The organism is Cellulophaga baltica 18 (genome assembly GCF_000468615.2).
Taxonomy (GTDB): domain Bacteria; phylum Bacteroidota; class Bacteroidia; order Flavobacteriales; family Flavobacteriaceae; genus Cellulophaga; species Cellulophaga baltica.
Genome location: NZ_CP009976.1, coordinates 2832667 through 2858765, shown reverse-complemented (window position 1 = coordinate 2858765; position 26099 = coordinate 2832667). Strand labels below are relative to the sequence as shown.

The window sequence follows — 26099 nt, the reverse complement described above, 5'->3', positions numbered from 1 at the left end:
TCAGTTAATAACTTTAATTAAGCATCATATTGATTACTAGTTTCTTTTTTCCAGAATTTAAGGCTGGAATAATATCTACATATTCAATATTCACTTTAGATGCTTCTCCAAAATAAGTCTCATATTCTTCAATAACCTTACGCTCATCTTTAAAAGAATCTTGGTGTAACAATTTTATTTTTATAGTATACGTAGTCTTAGATTCTTGAATAAATTGAAATTGATCTATATTGTCATATTGCAAAATTTTATGGACGATATGCGAAGACAATAATTCTCCGTTTGTTGCTATAAACATATCCATTTTACGTCCATCAATTTTAGAAAAAACAAGATCTCCTTCTATACATTGCATGACACCTACATCTCCAGTATCATAACGAATCATTGGCATCGCATAATTATACAGATCTGTAATTACTATTCGTCCTAATTCTCCTAAAGGAACGGCATCGTCAGAATCAAAAGCTAAAACTTCAACATGATAGCTAGCCCAATTAATTTTATAGTATTTATGAGTTGTATTAAGCTCTTGTTGCCCTAAAATACCATTCTCACTATTCGAGTATCGTGAAATTGCTTGAACTCCAAAATAATGAAATAACTTATCACTGACATATTCATTTAAAGATTCTGCAATACAGATAATAGAACTACATTTATTTAAAATAGGCTTGCTGTTCGTTTTATCTAAGTAATTACACAAATTTTGAAAAGCAGAAGAGTACCCTAGTAACCCAATGGAAGCATGTGTGTCCCTTAATTCTTCTACAGCCTTCTTATTTCCGGAATCATCCATTTCATCTACAGAATACATAGCAATGTTCTGAGTCCATGCCAACCATTTATTCTTTTTATATTGTTTGTCCCACAATCTGAAATAAAAAAGACGATCTCCGATATTATATCCTGCTTTTTCTCCAAAATAAATAGTATCTGCCGTATTTCTATGCCGTTTGTTGTGATCTTGCTCCACAATAAAAGGCTGTCCCGTAGAACCACTAGTAGCCACTCTATGCAACTTTGCTGTTGCGAATTTATCACTCTTAAAATGATTGCCTCCATTTCTAAGTGCCAACTTATTAAGCACAGGAAAAGATGCTAAAGAAAGTGTTTCTCCTGCATAAGATTTGTAAAAAGAAACCGTACTTGTAGCGTGCTGTAGTAGATCTGCTATTTTTGTTGCATTCCTATTTACAAGCGCTTCTCTAGAAGTCTTTTCATGTAATGCCTTTATTTCTTTATAATGAAATGCAACTTGCCCTCCTTTGGCAAAGTCTAACAACCAAAATAACTTTCTACGTAAGTTTCCTAACATATCTTAGATCAAGTATTCTATAAAATTTAACGGGGGAACTATGCTACTTAGTACTAATATAAATAATTTTATTCGCTAAACTATCAATACTAAATGTCACTCTTTCATTATTTGTTTTTGGCAACACCAAATACCGTGCATAATTAACTTCATTATAAATACCGTAAAATAACGGATCTTGCTTTAATGAGTCATAATTTATGGCGGAATAGCTTATCGTATCATAAGCCTTTAATGTGCCAATATTCTTAGAAAAAATAGAAACATTTGTAAAGTGAAGTGCTGTATTATTAACAATTCTATACTTTATTTTCAAAATATCAGAGGAGGGCTTTGAAAAAACACATGACCCTAAAAACAAACAGAAAGACAATACAATGTATTTCATCTTTTTCTAATTATTTTTAAAAATAGACCAAAATGAATTTTAATTTATAACAAAAGGACAAAATACCCAAAAACTCTATGAAGTACCCTCTTCCTAAAATAAAACCAGCGGTGTGATCTCATAGAAAAAAAATAAATTAAATTTACCTCACGTATTACTTTCTCTTACAGCCTTTTTATGTGGTTTAGGAGTTTTAAAATGTTTCAATGAAACCTATCCCCTTTTTCATATTACTTCTACTAACTCAATGCGTATTTTCACAATTGAAAATAACGGGAACCGTATTAGAGCGCACTGAAAAAGGAGATCCGAATACTTTAGCTGATGTGCATATTTCTTGGCTAAATTCATCTGCCGGCACCGTCACCAATAGTAATGGTAATTTTTCGTTAGCCTACAGCACAGTCCATAAAAAAATTGTATTGAGTTATGTAGGGTATGTTTCAGATACCATTACTGTAAACAGACCTAACTTGGGAAAAATATACCTGCAACCTAATATTGCTCTAGAGGAGGTTGTAGTAAGAAAAAAAGTTAACTCCATTCAGAAATCTTTATTCAATCCGCAAAATACCGTAAATGTAGATAGTAGAGAAATGTTAAAAGCAGCTTGCTGCAACCTCTCTGAGAGTTTTGAAACCAACCCTTCTGTAGATGTAAGCATTTCTGATGGTATAAGTGGCGCTAAGCAAATTCAAATGTTAGGGATGAACAGTCCGTATTTACTATTTACCCAAGAAAATATGCCTTTTATAAGAGGTGCCTCTCAGATCTATGGTTTGTCTTTCATTCCTGGATCTTGGATTGAAAGTATCCAAATCACCAAAGGCGCAGGAGCTGTTTTAAATGGTTTTGAAAGTATTTCTGGACAGATAAACACAGAGCTAGTAAAACCGCTCACTGACCAAAAGTTTTTCTTAAATACCTACGCCAATAACAATGAACGCTTTGAACTCAACACACGCTATAATACGGTTCTTAATGACAAATTAGCCACAGGCCTTTATCTTCATGCAAATTCGCGCTCTGGAAAAATAGATAGAAATGATGATAATTTTTTAGATACCCCTATCGCCAAACAGCTTAATCTAATGAACAGGTGGCAATATGTAGATTTAGAAAAAGGATGGGTGAGTTATCTTAATCTACAATACTTAACCGATAATAAACAAACTGGAGAGACCAGTTACGATCCAGATGTTCATGCCTTCTCTAACCAATTTTGGGGTAGTGAAATTGAAACCCATAGGTTTGATGCTTCTGCTAAGATTGGGTATGTCTTCCCGGAGTTACAGTACCAAAGTTTTGGTTATCAAACTGCTTATAGTAATCATAAACAAAACTCGTATTATGGCAACAAGAGATACGACATTAACCATACCTCTTTTTACAGCAATCTTTTATTCAACAGTATTATAGGAAGCACCCAACATAAATTTAAAACAGGGTTTAGTTTTAATTACGACCAATATGATGAACTCGTAAATTCTGATGTTATTTCTAGAATTGACAATGGCGTAGGCTCCTTCTTTGAATACACGTATGATAGTCTAGAAAGATTAAGTTTTGTTGCTGGTTTGCGAGCAGATCATTCTAATAGGCTAGGTAATTTTATCACCCCTAGACTCCATGTACGCTATTCCCTATGGGACAAAGCTAGCCTTAGATTTAATCTAGGCCGTGGTAAAAGAGCTGCGAATATCTACGCTGAAAATCAACAGCTCTTTGCTTCCAACAGAAACATTACTACCATAAATTCCTTAGGAAAAATCTATGGTTTAGATCCTGAAATAGCTTGGAATTCAGGCGTAAATTTCAGTCAAAAGGGCTATTTATTTAACCGCCTTTTTGATATCTCTATAGATTATTACCATGTAAATTTTAAAAACCAAGTAGTGGTAGACTGGGAAACGCCACAAGAAATTTCATTTTATAATCTTAATGGAAAAAGTACTTCTAATAGCCTTCAATTTGATTTAAATTATGAAATAATACAAAATTTAGACCTAAGAGCCACCTATAAGCATTACGATGTGGAGGTTACCTATAACAAAGGGCTTTTAGAAAAACCTTTACAGCCTAGAAATAGAGTTTTCATAAATTTAAATTATGAAACTCAAAAAAAATATGAAGGGAGACAATGGGTGTTCGATTTCACCTCTAATTGGCTAGGAAAACAACGTTTACCAGATACAAGTACAAATCCTACAATATATCAATTAGACGCCTACGCCGTACCATATACCGTTTTAAACACGCAGATTACAAGAATTTTCAACACTAGCTTAGAAATGTATATAGGTGGGGAAAACATCGGGAATACTATTCAAAAACGACCTATTATTGCAGCAACTGACCCTTTTGGTCCCTATTTTGATAGCACTATTACTTATGCTCCTACATTAGGAGGTATTTACTATATAGGATTACGTTATAAAATAAAATAGCATCATGATAAAATTAAAAGTACTCACAATTTTTAGTACAATCTTAGTTACATTTTCCATGTTTTCTCAGGATAAAAACAAAAATGCATCCTTTAAAGTTCAAGGAAATTGTAGTATGTGCGAATCACGAATAGAGAAAGCCGCTATAAAAACGAAAGGCGTAAAATTTGCCAGCTGGAGTTCCAAGACGAAAACTTTTGAAATGATTTTCAATGAAAATATGTGTTCTATAGCAGATGTAAAGAAAGCCATTGTAAAAGCAGGTCATGATGTAGATAGTCTGAGTGCTGACATAAAAGTATATGAAAAGCTACCGCCTTGCTGTCAATACAGAGATCCTAAATCTATGGAAATGGATCATCATTAATCTATAATTTCACAACTCTTTTAGCGATTACAATGTTCCCTTCGTTATCAACTATACGAATTACATAAAAACCAGATGCTAAGCCATATAAATCTTTAATAATGACTTTATCCGTGTTTTGAAAAGACTCATCACGGATTAACATTCCCATCATATTAAAGACTTCTACCTTGCAATCTATCTTTTTATTTAGATTGATATTAATAGTTTCTGTAAATGGATTAGGGTAGGTAGAAATTATAATAGGAGTATCATCTTTATCATCTTCTTCCCAAACGATCACTTGTAAATTGGATACCACGTCATAAGGCTTATACGTTCTATTGGTACTTTTCTTACCTGTATTAGCATTTTGCACATCAATTGCAGCAGTAAAATTAGCACCACTATGTGCTTCAAAGCCTGGCTTTAATACAATTTCATTTACCGATTCTATTACACAATTGGTGCCTGTAGGCACTATAAAGTTATCTCCTGCCTCTACCGTAAATTGATAATAAAAAGATTCTAAAGGTCTGTATGTATTACTTACAATGTAATTGTCTAAGGAAGCTAAGCCATTAGTTGCATAAAAAACGCCCAATGCTCTTGTATCAATAATATCATTAGGGTTTACCACGGGCAGTGTTTCTCCATTAAAACTGTAGGTACCATCAAAACGAATCATATCTGTTCTAATAAACGCAGAATTATGATGTAGTTCTTCCCAAGTATTCCACACATAATCTACATAAGTATGGTGTAGAAAAAACACAGGATCTCTTGGGGATAATGGAGTTGGCATCGCCCCGCCTGTCCAAACATGCGAACCTCTATGTACTGGCCTTCTTTCTAATTCATTTGTAAATTCAAAGAAATCTGACATTCCGTACAAGGTGGCCAAATTTGCAGGTGTAGGCATAGGACCATTACCTCCTAAATTTCTATTCAAACTCCAATTGGTATTAAAACTTCCCATAAACTCATCATCCCATAAGACGGAAGTCGTTTCTTGATCTGTTGGAGATTCCCAATAAGGAATACTTAATTTTGGATTGTAATCTTGCACATAGCGTTCCAATTCAAAAACTGCTCTTCTATGCCACGCTAAAAAAATCTCTTTTTCAGATTCATCAGGTAAGTTAAAGTGCAAATCTAACCTTGATGTATCCGTTGTATTATCAAAATTAAAAAAGTTCATGTGAAAGGTAGCAATATCATCAAAGAAATTGTTTCCCGATCGTATATCATAAAAAGAATCAATTAATTCTGATTTTTCATAATCGGTCATTTCTAAATAATTTTTTCTAATACTTTGAGCGTTACTAACGTTCAGTATCAAAAGAAATATACAAATGGACAAGAGTACTTTTTTCATGCTGGTTATGCTATAATATTAAGCTCAATAATTCTTACTTGTTAGATAATGCTTTTTGAATAGCCGCTACTTGTTGTTCTAACAATTTAATTTTCTTTTCTTGGGTTATGGTATACAAAGTTAACTCTTCTATTTTTCTTAAAAGCTTCGCATTCATTTCACCTAATTGAATTCCGTTTTCTTCTACCTCAGCCGCACTTGGCATGTGAATTAGATACCCATTTTCATTAATATGGTTTTCAACTTGCTCTAAAGAAGGCAAGTTATAGGCTTTATCGAAAACATAATCTGGCCAGTTTACCTGTAAGGCTACTTTTACTTCCTCTGCCACTACGTTACCAGCCACAGCTAATCTATATCCTTGCGTATTTGTAGTACCGATCCCTACATTCTGTTCTGCATACAGATCTCTAGCGGTCCAATCTACCGTTGTTAAATTTGAATTTAAGGAGGTATAATTTATTTCTGGTTGAACACCGGCCAAGGTTACAACCGTTAGTTCTGAGCTCTGCAAAGATGCATTATTAGCTACATCTAAGGCTGCAACAGTAAATATATAGGTAGTTTCAGAAGCAAGTCCGCTTACGACAAAATTGGTGGCTCCCCCTGTTAAACCAATAGTGCTACCATCCTGAAAAATTTCGTAGTCTACAACCCCTACATTATCTGTAGCGGTATCCCAAGAAAGTTCCGTACTTGTTTCTGTAGTATTAGTTGCTAATAGCCCTTCAGGAACCGTTGGTACTTCTGTATCTGATACGGCCAGTGTAAGTACTGTAATACTTTCACTAACTGCGGAACTATTTGCTGCCGCATCTAGGGCCGTAATAGTAAAATCATAAGTTGTTTCAGGAGTTAATCCATTTACTGCAAATACGACACTACCACTAGAAAGGCCAATTGCCACTCCATCTTGAAAAATTTCATAATCAACAACGTCTATATTATCTGTAGCTGCAGTCCAACTTAAATTAACACTCGTTGTAGTAATATTATCTACCACTAAATTGGTTGGGATTGTCGGAGCTTCTGTATCAGGAATAGCTAAGGTGTTTACAGATATACTATTACTTTGTCCTGAGGTATTCGCCGATGCATCTAAAGCGGCAACCGTGAAGTTATAAGCAGTTTCAGGTGTAAGTCCATCCACAAGGAATGTTGTTGTACCACCAGATAATCCTAGAGAGACCCCTTCTTGAAAAACTTCATAATCTGTAACGGCCACATTATCTGTGGCTGCTGTCCAATTTAAAGAAACACTAGTTGTCGTTATATTATTGGCAATTAATGCCGTAGGAACCGTAGGTGCTTCGGTATCTGGTAATGCCAAAGTCGAAATGGAAAGGTTATTGCTCTGTGCAGAGACATTCGTCGCTGCATCTAATGCAACTACTGTAAAGTTATAATCTGTTTCAGGCGCTAATGCACTTACTTCAAAAGTCGCAGTTCCTCCTGTAAGTCCTATAGACACCCCATCTTGAAAGACTTCATAATCTATAACTGCCACATTATCTGTAGCCGCTGTCCAATTTAAAGAAACACTAGTTGTCGTTATATTATTGGCAATTAATGCCGTAGGAACCGTAGGTGCTTCGGTATCTGGTAGTGCTAAAGTAGTTACGGAAACGCTATTGCTCTGTACAGAAGAATTTGCCGCAGCATCGATCGCCGCTATCGTGAAATTATAGGTGGTTTCAGGCGCTAATCCACTTACTTCAAAAGTTGTATTTCCTCCCGTAAAACCTAAAGATACACCTTCTTGAAAAACTTCATAATCTGTAACTGTTACATTATCTGTGGCGGCAGTCCAAGAAAGATTGGTTGTTGTTTCTGTCGTTGCGGTTGCGACTAGATTAGAAGGACTTGTGGGTGCTTGATTATCCAATGCTGTAATGGATACGTTATCTATATAAATAGTGTTTCCTGCCACAAGTCTAAACGGATAATTACTGGTATAAATTCGAATCCTAGGATTGGTACTTGTAGCGGTAACATTAAACACATACTCTGTCCATGTGGTACTGGTAATTGGCGTTACATTAAAGCCAGACATGCCCGACCAAACTGCAAAGGCTGGCGAAACAGTTGGACTAGTAAGTGTGCCTATTTTTGCCCAAATTCGGATCACATATTCTTGTCCCACTACGGCATTAAAATTATAATCTAAAGTTCTACCATCTGTTGCTGTAGACACAGCACGAATAGAAAAAGCTCCATTCTGAACGTCTGTAGCTTCGGAAAACCGCTCTGCTAAACCACTCCATCCCGTAGTTCCATTACTCTCATTTAATGGAGAAACGGCATTACTATCATCGTGTAAATTTTGTGAAATTAAAGTGCTGCTGGCAAAGATAAAAATTAGTAGCGTGTAGAAATACTTCATGGCGGTTGGTTATAAAGGCTAGTGTAAAAACAAAAAATACATACAAAACAAACCAAAAAAGCGATCACCCTAAAGTATTCTCTTCTAAAAGCTAAAAACATCTGTGAAATACACAAATAGTCTTAATAATTTACTATAAAAATTATCTCCTGTTCCTTGCAGGAAAGGCTTTAAACTAATAATTAGTAGCAGATATGTCTAAATAATCTAAAACTAATTTAGCAACTAGACTTCGCCCACTTTTACTCCAATGTTGATCATAAATCAATGTAGTAGGTGTTTTGGCTTTAGAAAATGTGGTATTAATATCTAAAAAATTATATCCGTTGTGGTTAAGATACTCCAAAAACTGAACAGTACATAAACTACTATCTAATAGAAAAGTAAATTTCTCTTTATCAATAGGGTACTCAGCCATTAATGTTTTGAAATTATTTAAGCTAAGTTCATTCTTTAATTTTTCCTGCTTCCTTAAATCCTCTTCAGATAACGAAATTTCTTTCTTTCCGGATATGAAGTTCTTTATTCTACCAGGTAACTGTAGCACAGGATCCAATGCTCCAATATCCTTTAGATAAACTAACAACTTTATTTGTTTCGCAATTCTGCTAAAAGGAGTATCTAAACGTAGCCTGGATGATTCTTGATAAGCATCTCTATCCAAGTCATCTGTAAATCGTATGTAAATAAAAGTATGATCTATCTTCTCAAAAAGATCTTTATACGCATGTATTAAATGTAATTCATCTGCCAAATCATAACCCGCATATCCAAACTCTAAAACCTTAGTATTGGAAAGGTTTTTTTCTATTTGCTGCCCTAATGAATTTGTATAATCTTCATGGAAACCTTCTATAAAAGAATCTCCTACTAATGCAATTTCAAAAGCATCTTCTTTAGGTTCATAATTGTCATGCACAGAATTAAATCCAAAATCGTTAATTCTATACTGGCCTACGTTTTGCTTTCTATTTCCTGTTATGGAATACTCTGATTGATTCGGTACCCATTTCTCGACCCCTTTTGCATCTGCAAACCGATTAGGCATTTCATTATGCAAATGAAAAAGACGCACAAGACCTTCTAAAACTAAAAGAAAAAGAGCTGTGTAAATTATTAGTTTTTTTATGATGCTTCCCATACTTAAAATTGAAAATAAATGAATGATCTATCGACACCATCGTCATAAAACAAAATAATTGCAAATATCATCAGGACATACAAACAGAAACGCAATGCTTTACTCTTGAAATAAAACGGATTCCTTTCATTGTTCCTTATAATATATTCAAATACGACAAAACAAATTAGCATTATAAAATAATCCATCATTCGATAGCCACTCGGATGCACATAAACATCTGCTGTAAAATCAAATAACATTTTCTTCAAGTACAACAGCGCCTGATTAATGCTTTCACTTCTAAAAAATACCCATCCAATGGTAACTAAAACAAAAGTTTGTAAAAACCTTAAAATATCAAGAATAAAAGTCTTTGGTGATTGAAGCACATTAATAGTTCCTGTAAACTTTCTATTGGTACGCGTAATAAAAGATGGTAAAAATAATAAGGCATGAAAAAGCCCCCAAATAACAAAAGTCCAATTAGCTCCGTGCCAAAACCCACTAACTATAAAAATGATGAATATATTTCTAATGTTACTAACTTGTGAGCCCTTTGACCCACCTAACGGAATGTATAGATAATCTCTAAACCATGTAGATAAAGAGATATGCCACTTACGCCAAAACTCTCCTATATTTCTAGAAAAGTATGGGAATTTAAAGTTACTCATTAACTCCACCCCAAACAGTTTTGATGTACCTATCGCTATATCTGAATATCCACTAAAATCTCCGTAAATCTGAAAAGCAAAGAACACGGCACCAATAATCAATGTGGTACTAGAATAGTCTGAAGAATTATTGAAAATATCATTTACAATAGGGGACAAACTATCTGCTATAACTAGCTTCTTAAAGAAACCCCATAACATTAATTTTAACCCATCGGTAATTTGAGTTTTATCAAAGTTTCGCTTTGTACTTATCTGCGGTAATAAATTTACAGCTCTTTCTATAGGTCCTGCAACCAATTGCGGGAAGAAACATACGAATGCAGAAAAGGCTATAATATCTTTAGTAGGCTCTAACTCTTTTTTATAAACATCAATAGTATAGCTTAAAGTTTGAAAGGTGTAAAAGCTAATCCCTACAGGTAAGATAATATTTAACGAGCCCGCATCTATAGTGCTACCAAAAAAGGTGAAGGCATTAACAAAACTGTCTACAAAGAAATTATAATATTTAAAAAAGCCTAAAAAGCCTAAATTGACAACAACACTTACCCATAACAGGGCTTTTCTTCTTGAAATACGCTCTTCATTTCTTAAAAAATTTCCTATGCTATAATCTAGAAGGGTACTAAATATGATTAAACCTAAAAAACGCCAATCCCACCAACCATAAAATAAATAGCTCGCAAAAACAATAAATATATTTTGAACCTTTAAATTTCGATTGCATACAAACCAGTATAAAAAGAAAACAATAGGTAGAAATATGGCAAAATCAATGGAGTTAAATAGCACTTTCTTGGTTAAATTTAATAGGTTATTGGCTTTAAGCTTTAATTTTGGTGTGACCCATCATTCAGATTTATATCAATTTCTCTCTCGTGGCAAAAATTACGTAAACACAGGTATATTTTTACATGAGAAGCGTTTACTTTCACTAATCCAAAATCAAAAAAGTAAAGATATTTTTAGGCAAAGACGTACACAATTAAGTCCTACAATCCGTAAGAATATTCGATATAGCGTAGCTTTAATCAGCCTAACACTAATCTGCTTTTACGAACTGTAGCTGTTTGGCTGTTTTTTTAATCCTATACATGGCAAATGGCGATGCCATTACTTCTGTGGAAGCTAAGGGTTCCTGCGAAGAACATTCAATAAAAACAACGCTGCTATCTTCGTCAACAATACGCAATTGAGGAATAGCTGTACTATAGTTTTCGCCACGGGCATAAATAATAATTTGCTCTTTAGAAAAATCTACTTTAGGAAATGCCAAGCCTGGTTTCCTTGTTTTATTTACCGTAGCAAAAAAAGTTCTAAGACTGGAAACTTCTTCAATCACCAATATCTGCGGTGCAGCTATATTACTATGAAGATCGCTCAGAATAAGAGTTAGATTCTCTTTATTTCCAGAAGCTTTCGTCGATGTTTTTTGCGCGCTACAAGACACAATAAAGAAAAAAAGAATGATATATTTCATAATTAGTGGGCATTTTTAAAGCGTGCATGTAAAGCTCGTTCATAGGCCGCTTCGTACAATGGCAATATTTTTTTGATATCAAATTTATGGGCATTAGCCACTGCATTATCTTTAAACTGCGCTAGAACTTTTGTGTCTCTTAAAATCTTAAGTGCATTTTCTGCCATTTCAGCAACATCTCCTACATCACTTAAGTATCCTGTAACTCCTTGAATGTTTACTTCCGGAATTCCGCCCGCATTACTAGAAACCACAGGCGTTTTATTAATCATAGCTTCTAACGCTGCTAGACCAAAACTTTCTGTTTCCGAAGGCAGTAGAAATAAATCTGAGAAACAAAGAATTTTATCAATCTGATTACTATTTCCTAAAAAAATCACTTTATCTGATATCCCTAATTCTTCACAAAGTAATTCTGCTTTCTCCTTTTCTGGCCCCTCTCCTACCATCAATAATTTTGCAGGAATTTCTTTCTGAACCTTATTGAAGATTTTAATCACATCGGGTATCCGCTTTACTTTTCTAAAATTACTGATATGTGTAATAATAGACTCATCTTCCTTAGCCATCATAGAGCGTTGACAATCCGTGAAGTTGTTATCATGATTATCTACATCAATAAAATTAGGAATTACTTCAATAGTGTTTTCTATATCGAAAAGCTCTAAAGTAGCATCTTTTAAATTTTGAGAGACAGAGGTTACTATGTCTGATTTATTAATGCTAAACGTTACGGCTGGTTTATAAAAAGGATGTTTTCCTACCAAGGTAATATCTGTACCATGCAGGGTAGTAATCATGGGAATAAAAATACCTTCCTCTTGTAGCATTTTCTTAGCCATATATCCGGCGTACGCATGTGGTATTGCATAGTGAACATGCAATAAATCTATACCATATAAACGTACTGTATCTACCAATTTACTAGACAAAGCCAATTCATAAGGTTGGTAATGGAAAAGTGCATATTCTGGAACATGTACTTCATGAAAAAAGATATTGTTATTTAATAATTCTAACCTTACAGGTTGTTTATATGTCACAAAATGAACTTCATGACCTCTATTGGCAAGTGCGATGCCTAATTCTGTAGCAACAACACCACTCCCTCCAAACGTCGGGTAACAAACAATAGCAATTTTCATCTTTATTAAAAATTTTAATCTCAATAGTACGGACCGACTTTCGGGCTGTAACCTGAAGATAATTTATCACTCACAAGTTTCCTTGATGGAGCTATGAATTTGGAATAGGTCGCAAAATCTTACCCCAAATTACACTCAAATCTAGTATTTAATTTTCTATTGCATCGTAAATTGCTCTTTGAATTCTGGTTCTTAACCCAGATTTAACTAAAAGCGTATTGGTAGCTGAAGGAAATGTTCTATTGGACAAGAATACATAGACAATCTCTTCCTCTGGATCTGCCCAAGTATACGTACCTGTAAATCCGCTATGACCAAAACTTTTCTGAGATACACACCCACAAGTAGGCGATCCTGTTCTAGCATCTGGCTTATCAAACCCTACTCCTCTTCTTACATTCTCTTTGCAAAAATAACAGGTATTAAATTTCTTTATGGTTCTTGAACTAATAAAACGGTCTCCCCCATAAAAACCTCCCTGTAAATACATTTGCATAATTTTAGCAATATCACCCGCATTGCTAAACAAGCCCGCATGACCACCTACACCACCTTGCATAGCTGCTCCCATATCATGCACATAGCCTTGCACTCTTTCATAGCGGTAGTAGTTATCTTCTTCACTAGGCACAATACGATCTTTTGCAAATTTATCTAAAGGATTATAGGTAGTTGTCGTTGCCCCGAGTGGCGCATAAAAATATTTATTCGCTAAAACATCTTGCTTATCGTTGTATGTATCCTCTATATATTTATGAAACACATAATAACCTACATCACTATACCTATACCGGTTAGACTTCAAATCTTGCCTTCCAATACGGTTATAAATAGAATCTTTGTAGGCATCTGCTAGAAAAAGCTTATCCGTAACTCTTGTTGAAAATCCTGGTAATGGCTTATCTCTATAAAATTCGCCAGAAGGTTTTCTATTCTTATCTAAAGTACTGGTATAAAAAGCAATCCAAGCAGGCAAACGGCCATAATGAGACAGTGCTTTTAAAACACTTACATTTTTAAGTTCTGTATCTGCGTACGCAGGTATTAACTCTTGAAAAGTCTGATTTAAAGATAACCTACCATCTTCTTCCATTTTCATTAAAAGTGGTAAGGTTCCCAAAATTTTTGTCAAAGATGCCAAATCATAAATATGGTCTAAGGTTAGTGCTTCTTTAGCGTCATACGTAGGTTTTCCAAAGGCTTTTTCATAGACAATCTTTCCTTTCCTGGCTACCAGTATTTGAGCTCCTGGAAACATTAAAGAATCTATCCCTGCTTTTACAAGTCGGTCTATCTCTGTTAATTTAGAAGAATTCAAACCCACACGCTCTGGCAAACTATAGCCTAACCTTAAAATAGAATCAAATTGTATACTCCTATTTACTGGAAGCTCTGGGTGGGCCGTAACAGGCAATTTACCTTTAGCACCTATAGCTCCAAAAATAACTTCGGCTACTTTTTCTTGGGCAATTGTACTATTTTGATAGCCAATAACAACACTATTTATTTTTTCTAAATTTACGGTAGTTAACGCATAGGGCTTTGCAAATTCAGCCAAGATTAAATTAGAGGTTCTTAAGGCTCCGATACTACTTAAGACCTTCAGATCACTGCTAGAATAGCTATACGATTTCCAAGGACTTTCATTACTCTTATGATGTCCTACAATGATCAAATTATATGCTGATAAGCTACTCGGTGATGACAAAACAGTACTCTTATCTACATTTGTTACCGTAGTGTACTTATTTAAAGCATTTAAAAAATCTGCTCCTGAAACATCTCCTAATTCCACATAGGCTATCTTTTTATTCTCTAAGGTTTTCACAGGCAAAAGAGAAAAATCGTTTTTAGCTACTGTAATTGCATTTTCAATAGCTCTTTCATACACCAGATCATTTTCCAAACTATTTAAATCTTCATATAAGTTTTTTAAGGCAATAGGTTTATATTTATCTAAACCAACTTTATATTTTGCCATTAAAATTTTCTTCACAGAAGTTTCTAACCTTTTTTCTGAAATCCTTCCTTTCTCATAGGCTTTAAGTAGCCTGCTTTTGGCTGCCAGAACATCTTTAGGCATTAATAAAATATCATTACCTGCATTAAATGCGGCTAGCTCCACATCACCCGGCGTTTTGGAAACCCCTACGCCATTCATATTTAAAGCATCTGTAAATACCAAGCCTTTAAATCCTAATTGATCTTTTAGGATCCCTGATATGATTTGTTCGGATAATGAAGATGGAATGTCTTTTTGGAATTCTAAACTTGGTACACTTAAATGGGCTACCATTATAGAACTGATCCCAGCATTAATAAGTTTCTTAAAAGGATACATTTCAATACTATCCAATCTTTTTCTAGAAAAAGGTATCTCGGGTAGAGTCTTATGAGAATCTGATGAAGTATCTCCATGACCCGGAAAATGCTTACCACTAGACAATACTTGCTCACTTTCCATTCCTTTCATGAAAGCAATTCCATTTCGTGTTACATTATCTCTATTTTCTCCAAAAGAACGATTTCCTATAATTGGATTTTTTGGATTGGTATTGATATCAATATCTGGCGCAAAATTGATATGTACTCCTAAGCGTTTAGCATGTTTTCCTATTTGTTTTCCTACCCGTTCTACAATTGCACTATCTTTTATGGCTCCCAATGTCATATTCCAAGGGAAAGCGTAGGTAGAATCTAGGCGCATTGCCAATCCCCATTCTGCATCCATCCCTATCATTAATGGTATTTTAGAAGCAGATTGATATTTATTGGTAAGTTTTGCCTGTTGCACAGGTCCGCCATTAGAAAATATAACCCCACCTATATGATGTTCTGATATTAGTTGTTTTACTTTATCTGTTGCTGCTTTATTTTGGTTTGAAGCGACACTTACCATAAATAACTGGCCTACACGCTCTTCGAGAGACATTGCATTGTAGGTTGAATTCACCCAATTTTTTTGAGAAACACTATCTTTTACAATTAAAGGATTTCTTTGCGCTTGTACAAAGAATGATATACCAAATAGGAAAATTACAAGGGAGTTTTTAAACATAAAAAAGAGAATCTAACTGTAGACAACCAAAAATAATGCCTTTTATTGCATTTTGTCGATTGATTATAGTAAAATTAGGGTTTTTGATTGAAACAAAATTAATTAAAACACTAAATTCTATATAAATTTTAGCCTATTATTTATAAAAAAAGCATCTAATTAGAAGGTTCTAATTAGATGCTTTTTCTTTTATTTTCTTAACTCATTTTTACATGAATCTAGCATGCCAACTTTCTTCGGCAGGAACTTCCCAATGGTTTAAATATTCTTCTTTGTTCGTTACCAAATTATTAAATACAATCGTATTTTTAGAAACTGATTTATTTTTTGCCATTTTCTTAAAATCTAGTAATGTTTTATAGGCAACAAATTCTCCCTGCTTGTAAGACACATTCATTTTATCTAACAAATCTACCGAATATTTCTGCTCTAAGGCTTGAATAAAACGAACAGAAGCATCTATGGAACATCCTGTAGCTCCGGCTACATTCTGATCTAAGGCGATAACAATAAATCTATTGTAAGGCATTTCATAACCCGCATTCAAATCGCTTCCATGTGCCGTCCAATCTTTTAAAAAGGCATCTAATTCTGAACGTATCTCTGTAAGTTCTTTCTCAGAAAAACTTCTACTAGCCTGATATATCCAAATTCTAGACGAATCTGGTAAGTCTTTAAAATCTATTAACATCTATCTTTTTTATTAAAGATCATCTGCAGAAGCAATAAGCTCCGCAATATCCATTACAGCAATACTTGCCTCTTTTTCTTTATTCTTAACCCCGTCCGTCATCATCGTATTACAGAAAGGACACCCAGCTGCAATAATATCTGGCTGTGTTTCTAAGGCTTGCTCTGTACGCTCAATATTAATGTCTTTAGCACCTTTTTCTGGTTCTTTAAACATTTGAGCTCCACCAGCACCACAACAAAGACCTCTAGTTTTACAGCTCTTCATTTCTACAAGCTCTGCATCTAATTTTCTAATAAGCTCTCTTGGAGCCTCATAAACATCATTGGCACGTCCTAAATAACAAGGATCATGAAAGGTAATACGCTTCCCTTTAAACTTACCACCTTCCATAGTAATACGCCCCTCTTCTAACAATTGTTTTAAAAATTGCGTGTGGTGTACCACTTCATAAGAACCACCTAAGCTAGGGTATTCATTCTTAAGGGTATTAAAACAATGCGGGCAAGCGGTAACTACCTTTTTTACATCATAAGCATTCAAAACCTCTATATTGGTTACAGCCTGCATCTGAAATAAAAACTCATTTCCAGATCTCTTTGCAGGGTCTCCAGTACAACTTTCCTCTGTACCTAGAACCGCAAAATTTACGTTTGCTTTATTTAATATTTTTACAAATGCTTTGGTTATTTTTTTTGCTCGATCATCAAAACTACCCGCACAACCTACCCAAAAAAGGACTTCTGGTTGCTTACCTTCTGCAAAAATAGATGCCATTGTAGGCACATTTATTTCATTACTCATACCTAATAATTCTTATGATTCGTTAGCCCAGTTTAATCTATCTTGCTGATTAAAAGGCCAAGGTGCTCCATTGTTTTCTATATTTCCCATCATATTATTTAAATCTGATGGTGCAGCAGATTGCTCCATAACTAAATATTGACGCATATCCATAATAATAGATAACGGATCTATACTTACAGGACAAGCTTCTACACAGGCATTACACGACGTACAAGCCCATAATTCTTCATTTGAGATATAATCACCCAACAACTGCTTCCCGTCTGGAACAAATGTTCCTTTGTTAGCATCTATATTCTTACCTACTTCTACCAAACGATCACGTGTATCCATCATGATTTTACGTGGAGAAAGTTTTTTACCCGTAATATTTGCGGGACATTCACTAGTACAACGACCACATTCTGTACAGGTATAGGCATTTAATAATTGTACCCAGCTTAAATCTGTAACATCAGACGCACCAAATTTCTCAGGAACAGGAGCATCTTCTGCTGGCGCTGCAAATGGATCTGCTGAAGGATCCATCATTAATTTTACTTCTTTTGTTACCGCTTCATTATTTAGAAACTGTCCTTTAGGTCTTAGCTTACCATAGTACGTATTTGGAAACGCTAAAAGGATATGTAAATGCTTAGAAAAATACAAATAATTCAAAAACACCAATATTCCAATAATATGAATCCACCATGCGGTGCGCTCAATCATATGCAAGCTTCCTTCAGACATACCATCAAACAAAGGAGCAATAAACTGACTGATAACATTTCCTGAACCTAAATTCTGAAACGTAGTATCTGTCGCATTCATAACTAAGAACAAGCACATTAATACAACTTCAAAATACAAAATAATATTCCCATCACTTTTTGGCCAACCTGTCATTTCAGCACTTAAAAATCGCTTAATTTTTATCACGTTTCTTCGAATCCAAAAAGCAATCACAGCAACTAAAACTAGCAGCGCTAACACTTCAAAAGAACCAATTAAAAAACCATAAACAGAAGCATTCAACACCTGTAAACCTATACGGTGTGTACCAAATACCCCATCAATAACAATTTCTAAAACTTCTATATTGATAATGATAAAACCTACATAAACAATAATATGCAGAAAACCCGCAATAGGTCTTACGACCATTTTGGATTGACCAAGTGCAATTTTAGCCATGTTCTTCCAACGCTGCGGTTTGTTATCACTAACGTCAAGGTCTTTTCCTAAACTTATATTTCGGAAGAGCTTTTTTACATTGGAAGCAAAATAGCCAATACCGGCAATAAGAATAAGGGTAAATAGTATTTGTGAAATGTACTGCATAATTTAGTCTTGAATAGTTTGGGCTGGATCATTCTCAGGCACTTCGTAATCTATCTGTTTTTTTCCAAATACAGAAACATTTACGTAACGCTTAGGATTTAAACGAAAATCTTGAAGTAATAAATCTAATTCTTTAGATGAGTTTGCTAAATTGGTATATAGTTCCTCATCCGTCATCAATTTACCAATCGTACCATCTCCATTTTCCATCTTAGCCAACATAACATCCAAACTTGCAACAGTAGATTCCAAGCTTTTCATAGTTTCTACCAAACCTGCTTTAGAAATAGAGTCTGAAAGGTTTTTAAAATTATCAGTCATGGCAGCCATGTTCTTAATAGAAGTATCTAAATTCCCCTTATTATCTGCTAGAAGACCATTTAAGGCATTAGCACTTCCTTGAAAACTTTTCACTAAAGTATTTAAACCGCTAATGCTTTCCCTTAAATCTTTCTTTGTCTTGGTATCTAAAACCTGATTGAAGTTTATAAGTAACGAATCTGCATTGGTCACTGCTCCTTCTATTTTACTTTGTAAAGGCGCTAAATTCTTCTGGACTAAATCCGTCAGCCCTGGTTTTATGGAAGAGATTAAAGTATCTCCAGATTTTGCTGAGGGCGAACCATCAAACATTGGGATAATTTGAATTCCTTTTCCTCCTATGATACCTGTATCGTAAAGCTCTGCTTTACTATTATTAGAAAAATCAAACTCATTACTCACAGAAAATGTAACCAACAACTTACCAGAATCGTCTTTAAACTTAATTCCGTTTACTTTTCCAACATTATATCCGTTTATAGATACTGGCGTTCCGGTCTGTAAACCACCAACATTATTATACACAGCATAAAATGTTTTGCTATTATCAAACAAGGATGATGATTTCAAATAACTGAATCCCATTAAAAATAATAGGATACCGCCAACAACTATAATTCCCGTTTTAATCTCTCTTGATATTTTCAAATGAATGAATTTAGGATTTGTAACAAAATTAGAAATAATTTATTTAAGACTTGTTATTTATCTTAAACCTATTTGATTGCTTCTTTAATATTGATTCTAACATCATTTTTATAGGCTACAACATAAGCTCCTTTAAACCCCTTATCTTCCGCATCTTTCCTTAAGGTATTCGCATAATCATAGGATGTAGTACTGCCATACATATACCTATAAATATTCTTAAACGCTTCTTTTGATATTGTATTTAATCCTTTAAAATTTGCAGGAGTTAAACCCAAATCTTTAGAACTAGCCATTATTTGAACTTTAAATACTACTTCTGACTTCGGTGCTTCTTTTGCTACTACAGGCACTTCCTTAGGCTTCACCACTTTTGGGGCAACCACTACAGGCTCTTTAACCACTTTAGGCACTTCTTTTACAACCGTTTCTTCTTTTACCACTACTGGCGCCACTGGTTTTACATCCGTTATTTGATCACTTACATTAGAACTAATAGCTTTCTTATATTGAAGAATAGCATTAGCAATAGCATCTCCCATATCATTTTGACCCTTTACAGAATTTAAATATTCTCCTTCTGGCTTATGGGTTAGAAAACCTGTTTCTACCAAAACGCTAGGCATAAATGTTTGATGCAATACAATAAACCCCGCTTGTTTTACTTTACGGTCTACACGCTGTAATTTACCTGTAAAATTATCCTGCATTGTTTTTGCCAACATAATACTTTGGTCCAGAAACTCTTCTTGCATAATAGTTAACCCGATAACGGATTCTGGAGAGTTAATGTTGTATGCCGCATAGCGCGATTCATAATTATCTTCTAAATAAATAGAAGAGTTCTCTTTTTTAGCAATTTCAAAATTTTGCTTGTTCGCATGTAATCCTAATACAAAGGTACCTGCGCCATGTGCTTCTGATGTATGAGAATCACAATGAACAGACACAAAAAGATTAGCATTTGCTTTATTGGCAATTTCTCCTCGCTTGTATAAATCTACAAAAGTATCATCATCTCTAGTATAGATTACTTTGACATCTTTCTCCTTACCTAAAATTGCCCCTACGCGTAAAACAATCTTCAGCGCTATGTTTTTTTCTAAAAAGCCATTCCCTAAATTTCCTGGATCATGACCTCCATGACCTGCATCCAAAACAACAATAAAAGGATCTTGTACTGTTTCAATTTTGTCATTTCCACCAAACGAAGTAAGCGTAAAACCTATTAATAAAAGTAATAGTGGATAAAAACAATTCTTAAGCATATGTTATTATATTTGTAATAATGGTTAAATTAATTGTAATGTATCCTATACAGAACAAAAAATATATGTAAGTTTGACTCCGATTCTTTAGTTAACAATGACAAGACAAACTATTACAAAAATAGGATTTATAGCCTTGCAATCAAACAAACAACATCTACTTTTAATTTTACTGCTATTCAGCGGTATTTCTGGTCTGTTTGGCCAAGAAGGAAAAGTAATTACCTTGCCAACTCAGCGCATTTCTGATTCTGTTAAGATTACCGCAACTACAGATTTTTCGGCAATTGCCATTAAAGATAGCACTCAAACAGATTCAATTCCTGCAGATTCTATATCGAAAAAAGAAACCTTACTTTTAGATAAGATCAAATATAAAGCCAAAGATTACGTAAAACTTAGTCAGAAGGATCAAAAAATCTATTTGTACAATGAAGCTGAGATTCTTTATCAAGATACAGAACTTAAAGCCGGCATCATTATCATGGATTATATTAAGAATGAAGTTTATGCGGGAAGAATTAAAGATTCTTTAGGTAACTACTCGCAGACACCCTATTTTAAACAAGGTGATAATGTGGTGATCCCTGATTCTATCCGTTTTAATTTTGATACCCAAAAGGCATTAATTTGGAATTCGAGAACAGAACAACAAGCAGGCTTGGGCTCACTTGGTAGTGACTCCATGAAAGTTTACGCAGAGATTACAAAAAAAGAAAACGATTCGGTTTACTTTCTAAGCAAAGGAAAATTAACCACCTCAAAAGATACGATAAATCCGGATTACTACATCTTAATAAATAAAGCGAAATTTGTCCCTAAAAAGAAAGTTATCGCTGGCTTCAGTAACATGTATATTGCAGATGTCCCTACTCCCATTGCTTTACCTTTTGCTTATTTCCCTATGAGTACCGGTAGAACTGGAGGATTAATTTTCCCTACTTTTGGTAGCGTTGATGATCGTGGCTATTTTATACAAGGTGGTGGGTATTATTTGCCTTTAAGCGATTATGCCGATTTAGAAGTTACCGGAGATTTATATACCAATGGTAGTTACGGTCTTAATTCCAGGTCGGTATATGTAAAACGTTACAAGTATAGAGGCGGATTTAATTTACAATACCAAAACATCATTAATAGTCAAAAAGGTTTTGATGACTATAGCAGATCTACGAGTTACAATATTCAATGGAACCATTCTCAAGATCAGAAATCTAATCCTAATTCTACCTTTTCAGCTTCTGTAAACTTAGGTAGTAGCCAATACTACCAAAACTCATTACGTCTGCAAGATATTGCTAATACACAAAATAACACTTTAAACTCATCTATATCTTACTCAAAAACTTTTCCAGAATACCCATCTGTAAACATGAGTTTAACAGCCTCTCATAGTCAGTTAACAAGCACCACTATAGAAGGAGATAATATAGACATTACCTTACCTACCCTTCAAGCAAGTATGGAACGTATCTACCCTTTTGCCAAAAGAGACGGGATTAAAAAAGGAGCCTTTCAAAATATAAATTTTCAATACGATGTAAATGCTCAAAACAGGATTTCTACCAATGATGATGATTTCCTAACAGGAAAAATGTTTGATGATGCACGAATTGGAGCAAAACACAACCTACCGATTAGTACTAACTTTAAAATAGCGAAATACTTAAGTGTTACTATGGGAGGTACTTATGAAGATGTGTGGTCTTTACAAACCTACAATCAAACTTATGATAATGATGAGAATGCTATTGTAAGAGATACGATACAAGGTTTTGATAGATTTAATAGCTACAATTTATCTACAAGTATAGGAACTACCGTATATGGTACTTTTAATTTTGGAGAAGACAAAAAAATACAAGCCATACGCCATGTCATGCGTCCTAGTATAAGTTATGGTTACACGCCCGCTTTTGATCAATACTATGACGACCTGTATGATTCTGATGGCGCACCAAGAACAGATACCAATGGTGATATCACTCAATATACTCGTTTTAACGGAACCTTATACGGAGTACCTAGCCTAAGTAAATCTAACTCGGTTAGTTTCTCGCTTGCCAATACCTTAGAAGCCAAAGTACGTTCTAAAGATTCTACCGATTTAGAACCAAAAAAAGTTGATATCCTTAAGAATTTAAATTTCTCAACAAGCTACAATTTTAATGCAGATTCGTTAAAATTGAGTCCAATTAGTGTTAGTGGAGGTACGGCTATCTTGAATAGCAAAATGTCTATAAATTTCGCAGGTACATTAGACCCCTACGCTATAGACAACAACGGAACAAGAATCAACACCTTTAATAAAGCAAATGGCGGTAGCCTATTTAGACTAACAACCGCTAGAGCAAACATGAGCTACAGTCTTTCTAGTAAAGATTTTCAGAAAGACGATAAAGACAAAGGCAAAGAGGACGAGAACAAATATGATTATGCTGCAGCTAGTGGAGGTAGAACAGATGATTTATTTGGAGATGCAGATTTTAGCAACACCAGAAGACCTGGAGACGAAGAGGAAGAAGAGCGCGAAACTAAATTTTATTCCAACGCAATTCCTTGGGATCTTCGTTTAGCCTATACCGTTGGATATACAAATCCTAATAGACAAAATAGCATTAACAGCCACAGTTTAATGTTTTCAGGAAATATTGAGTTAACTCCTAAGTGGAAAGTTGGAGCTTCTTCTGGTTACGATTTTGTAAACAAAGGATTCTCTATTACACAACTACGTTTTCAAAGAGAGTTAGGTAGTTTTAATCTTAGATTTAACTGGACTCCGTTTGGAACGTATGAGCGCTGGGATTTCTTTATCGGGATCTCTAGTTCTATCTTACAAGATCTTAAATGGGATAAACAAAGTAGAAGAAGTAACTAATAGCATACACAATGAAAAAAATAATAAATACTCCTAATGCTCCTGCCCCAATTGGGCCTTACAACCAAGCTGTTTTAGCCGGAAACATGTTATATATTTCCGGACAAATTCCTATAGATCCTAAGACTGGAAATTTGATAGAAGGAGATATTAAAGAAGAAACAAAGCAATCTATGGAGAATCTTAAAGCGATTCTTGAAGAGGCTGGGATGACATTTGAAAACGTCATTAAATCATCTATCTTTATTAAAGACATGAATCAGTTTGCTCAAATAAATGAAGTATATGCTACCTATTTTGATGCTGAGACTGCTCCTGCTAGAGAAACTGTAGAAGTAGCTAACCTTCCAAAGTTTGTAAATGTAGAAATTTCAATGATTGCTATGCTATAATCATCAGCAACTACTATAAAAAAAAGCATCTAAGAACTAAGTTCTTAGATGCTTTTTTTATACTAATAACTAAAGAAGTTTATTAGATACTTTTTTGGTGAAACTTTACTAAACCATCAATAGGTTTTTGCAAAATCTGACCTACAATTAAATCATTACGTTCTAATGCTTTTCTAAGCTCATCACGTAAATAATACGCAATACTCCCCACAAACGATACAGGCACTTTAGTTGCCAGATCAAACTGCATGATGTAATTATTTATAAATTGTTGAAATCCTTTTTCAATAACTCCTTTGCAGTAAGGGTGCTCTTTATTCTCTACAATAAAACGCGCAAAAGTAGCCAGGTACGTATTTGGATTAGGCTGCTTATAAAGATTTTCTTTAATCACATCTGCCTCCAAATTATACTCACTTGCAAATTTCTCTGCCAACTCTTTTGGTATTTTGTTGAAATAATAATCTCGGATTAGTTTTCTACCGAAAAAATTACCACTACCATCATCCATAGGAATATATCCTAACGAAGTTACTTTTTGGTATAATTTCTCACCATCATAATAACTACAATTAGAACCTGTTCCCAAAATACACACAATACTTTGATCTCCTATTGCTGTAGTAGCATACACTGCTGCATAAGTGTCTTCACGCACTTCAGCTATAGCGTTAGGAAAGAATACTTTGAAAATTTCTTTTAAGAAATCTTGCATTCTATCCGTTCCACAACCAGCTCCGTAAAAATATAAAGCAGAAACATCTTCTCTATTTTTAGAAAGTTCAAAATTATTAGCCAACCTATCTTCTATAACAGGTCTTGTTAATACTTCTGGACTTAAGCCTAAGGTCTGCGTCAAAAAAAGTCTTTCCCCTTTTTCCGTTAAAGCAATCCAATCAGATTTTGTTGCGCCACTATCTACAATTAATATCATATGTGTTGGGTATGAGTAGTAAAAAAAATCCTGAAAGTAATCTTAGACTACCATCAGGATTTATTAAGATTAAAAATTATAATTTTGAAACGTGCTGAACTAAATCTAACATTTTGTTAGAAAAACCTGCTTCGTTATCATACCATGATACCAATTTGAAGAATTTAGAGTTTAACTCAATTCCTGCACCTGCATCAAAAATACTTGTTCTAGCATCTCCAATAAAATCTTGAGAAACTACTGCTTCTTCTGTATATCCTAAAATACCTTTTAGGTCACCTTCTGAAGCTGCTTTGAAAACTTTTTTAATTTCTTCGTAAGAAGTTTCTTTTTCTAAACGAACCGTTAAATCTACAACAGAAACATCTGCAGTTGGCACTCTAAAAGCCATACCTGTAAGTTTTCCTTTTAAAGAAGGAATTACTTTAGTTACTGCAACAGCAGCACCAGTAGAAGCTGGAATAATGTTTAACATTGCGCTACGACCACCTCTCCAGTCTTTTCTAGAAGGGCCATCAACTGTCATTTGCGTTGCAGTAGTTGCATGTACTGTAGTCATTAAAGCTTCTTCAATACCGAAGTTGTCATTTAAAACTTTCGCTAAAGGTGCTAAACAGTTTGTAGTACAAGATGCATTAGAAACAATAGTATCAGATGCCTTAGCATCTTTATGATTAACGCCCATTACGAACATTGGAGCATCTTTAGAAGGAGCAGATATAACTACTTTCTTAGCACCACCATCAATATGGTATTGAGCAGTTTCTAAGGTAGTAAAAATACCTGTACACTCTGCTACAATTTCTGCACCAACAGCATCCCACTTAATATTTTTAGGCTCTCTTTCTGCAGTAATACGAACAGTTTTTCCGTTTACTACTAAGTGACCATCTTTAACTTCAACAGTACCATCAAACTTACCGTGAACAGAATCGTACTTTAATAAGTATGCTAAGTGCTCTACATCTAACAAATCATTAATTGCAACAACATCCACACCCTCTTTGGCAACACTAGTTCTAAATACTAATCTACCTATTCTACCGAATCCGTTAATTCCTATTTTTAAATTTGACATTTTAAATTTATTTGTTATT

The 26099-nt window shown here is 34.4% G+C and carries 20 protein-coding genes; 4 read left to right on the top strand and 16 right to left on the bottom strand.

The annotated features are described in order from the left end of the window. Positions 1-13: 13 nt before the first annotated feature. Positions 14-1318 carry a phenylacetate--CoA ligase family protein gene (locus M666_RS12235; RefSeq protein WP_029446072.1) on the bottom strand — a complete coding sequence of 435 codons (1305 nt, stop codon included), beginning with the start codon at positions 1316-1318 and terminating at the stop codon, positions 14-16. A gap of 43 nt (positions 1319-1361) precedes the next feature. Further along, positions 1362-1706 (bottom strand): hypothetical protein, encoded by a 345-nt coding sequence (locus M666_RS12230; RefSeq protein ID WP_024480298.1) that lies wholly within the window; start codon positions 1704-1706, stop codon positions 1362-1364. 206 nt (positions 1707-1912) lie between these two features. Here M666_RS12230 and M666_RS12225 point away from each other — a divergent pair, with 206 nt between their 5' ends. Further along, positions 1913-4153 carry a TonB-dependent receptor gene (locus M666_RS12225; RefSeq protein WP_029446071.1) on the top strand — a complete coding sequence of 747 codons (2241 nt, stop codon included), beginning with the start codon at positions 1913-1915 and terminating at the stop codon, positions 4151-4153. Positions 4154-4157: 4 nt separating this feature from the next. Next, positions 4158-4520 carry a heavy-metal-associated domain-containing protein gene (locus M666_RS12220; protein WP_039325712.1) on the top strand — a complete coding sequence of 121 codons (363 nt, stop codon included), beginning with the start codon at positions 4158-4160 and terminating at the stop codon, positions 4518-4520. 1 nt (position 4521) lies between these two features. On the opposite strand, the gene M666_RS12215 is transcribed toward M666_RS12220, so the two are convergent. From M666_RS12215 to M666_RS12160, 12 genes are all read right to left on the bottom strand, one after another. Continuing rightward, on the bottom strand, positions 4522-5790 hold the full coding sequence (locus M666_RS12215) for a tyrosinase family protein (protein ID WP_226989909.1): 1269 nt from the start codon (positions 5788-5790) through the stop codon (positions 4522-4524). Between the two features lie 121 nt (positions 5791-5911). Beyond that, positions 5912-8260 carry a fibronectin type III domain-containing protein gene (locus M666_RS19985; RefSeq protein WP_029446069.1) on the bottom strand — a complete coding sequence of 783 codons (2349 nt, stop codon included), beginning with the start codon at positions 8258-8260 and terminating at the stop codon, positions 5912-5914. A gap of 175 nt (positions 8261-8435) precedes the next feature. Beyond that, complete coding sequence (locus M666_RS12205; protein ID WP_029446068.1) at positions 8436-9401, bottom strand: hypothetical protein; 966 nt, start codon at positions 9399-9401, stop codon at positions 8436-8438. Positions 9402-9403: 2 nt separating this feature from the next. After that, positions 9404-10852, bottom strand: coding sequence for an MBOAT family O-acyltransferase (locus tag M666_RS12200; RefSeq protein ID WP_029446067.1), 1449 nt, complete (start codon positions 10850-10852; stop codon positions 9404-9406). 250 nt (positions 10853-11102) lie between these two features. Then, the gene (locus M666_RS12195; RefSeq protein ID WP_029446066.1) at positions 11103-11540 is read right to left on the bottom strand and encodes a hypothetical protein; all 438 of its coding nucleotides are present in this window, start codon (positions 11538-11540) and stop codon (positions 11103-11105) included. Between the two features lie 2 nt (positions 11541-11542). Beyond that, positions 11543-12685, bottom strand: coding sequence for an N-acetyl-alpha-D-glucosaminyl L-malate synthase BshA (gene bshA, locus M666_RS12190; protein ID WP_024480290.1), 1143 nt, complete (start codon positions 12683-12685; stop codon positions 11543-11545). A gap of 148 nt (positions 12686-12833) precedes the next feature. After that, entirely contained in the window at positions 12834-15743 is a 2910-nt protein-coding gene (locus M666_RS12185; protein ID WP_029446065.1) for a serine hydrolase domain-containing protein, read from the bottom strand. Between the two features lie 208 nt (positions 15744-15951). Continuing rightward, a complete protein-coding gene (locus M666_RS12180) occupies positions 15952-16434 on the bottom strand; it encodes a hypothetical protein (RefSeq protein ID WP_024480288.1) in 483 nt (160 codons plus the stop codon). A 12-nt stretch (positions 16435-16446) separates the two neighbouring features. Continuing rightward, a complete protein-coding gene (locus M666_RS12175) occupies positions 16447-17238 on the bottom strand; it encodes a (Fe-S)-binding protein (RefSeq protein WP_029446064.1) in 792 nt (263 codons plus the stop codon). A 12-nt stretch (positions 17239-17250) separates the two neighbouring features. After that, positions 17251-18561 carry a 4Fe-4S dicluster domain-containing protein gene (locus tag M666_RS12170; RefSeq protein WP_029446063.1) on the bottom strand — a complete coding sequence of 437 codons (1311 nt, stop codon included), beginning with the start codon at positions 18559-18561 and terminating at the stop codon, positions 17251-17253. A gap of 3 nt (positions 18562-18564) precedes the next feature. Further along, positions 18565-19530: an MlaD family protein gene (locus M666_RS12165; protein WP_025614768.1), complete on the bottom strand. Its 966-nt coding sequence runs from the start codon at positions 19528-19530 to the stop codon at positions 18565-18567. Between the two features lie 68 nt (positions 19531-19598). Next, complete coding sequence (locus tag M666_RS12160; protein ID WP_029446062.1) at positions 19599-20798, bottom strand: N-acetylmuramoyl-L-alanine amidase family protein; 1200 nt, start codon at positions 20796-20798, stop codon at positions 19599-19601. A gap of 97 nt (positions 20799-20895) precedes the next feature. Here M666_RS12160 and M666_RS12155 point away from each other — a divergent pair, with 97 nt between their 5' ends. Together M666_RS12155 and M666_RS12150 are read left to right on the top strand one after the other, a co-directional pair. Then, positions 20896-23676 carry a putative LPS assembly protein LptD gene (locus tag M666_RS12155; RefSeq protein ID WP_051333175.1) on the top strand — a complete coding sequence of 927 codons (2781 nt, stop codon included), beginning with the start codon at positions 20896-20898 and terminating at the stop codon, positions 23674-23676. A gap of 11 nt (positions 23677-23687) precedes the next feature. Next, entirely contained in the window at positions 23688-24068 is a 381-nt protein-coding gene (locus M666_RS12150; protein WP_025614766.1) for a RidA family protein, read from the top strand. 82 nt (positions 24069-24150) lie between these two features. On the opposite strand, the gene M666_RS12145 is transcribed toward M666_RS12150, so the two are convergent. After that, positions 24151-25002, bottom strand: a complete 852-nt coding sequence (locus tag M666_RS12145) for an N-acetylglucosamine kinase (RefSeq protein ID WP_025614765.1) — start codon at positions 25000-25002, stop codon at positions 24151-24153. Between the two features lie 76 nt (positions 25003-25078). Continuing rightward, positions 25079-26080 carry a type I glyceraldehyde-3-phosphate dehydrogenase gene (gap, locus tag M666_RS12140; RefSeq protein WP_024480280.1) on the bottom strand — a complete coding sequence of 334 codons (1002 nt, stop codon included), beginning with the start codon at positions 26078-26080 and terminating at the stop codon, positions 25079-25081. Positions 26081-26099: the final 19 nt, after the last annotated feature.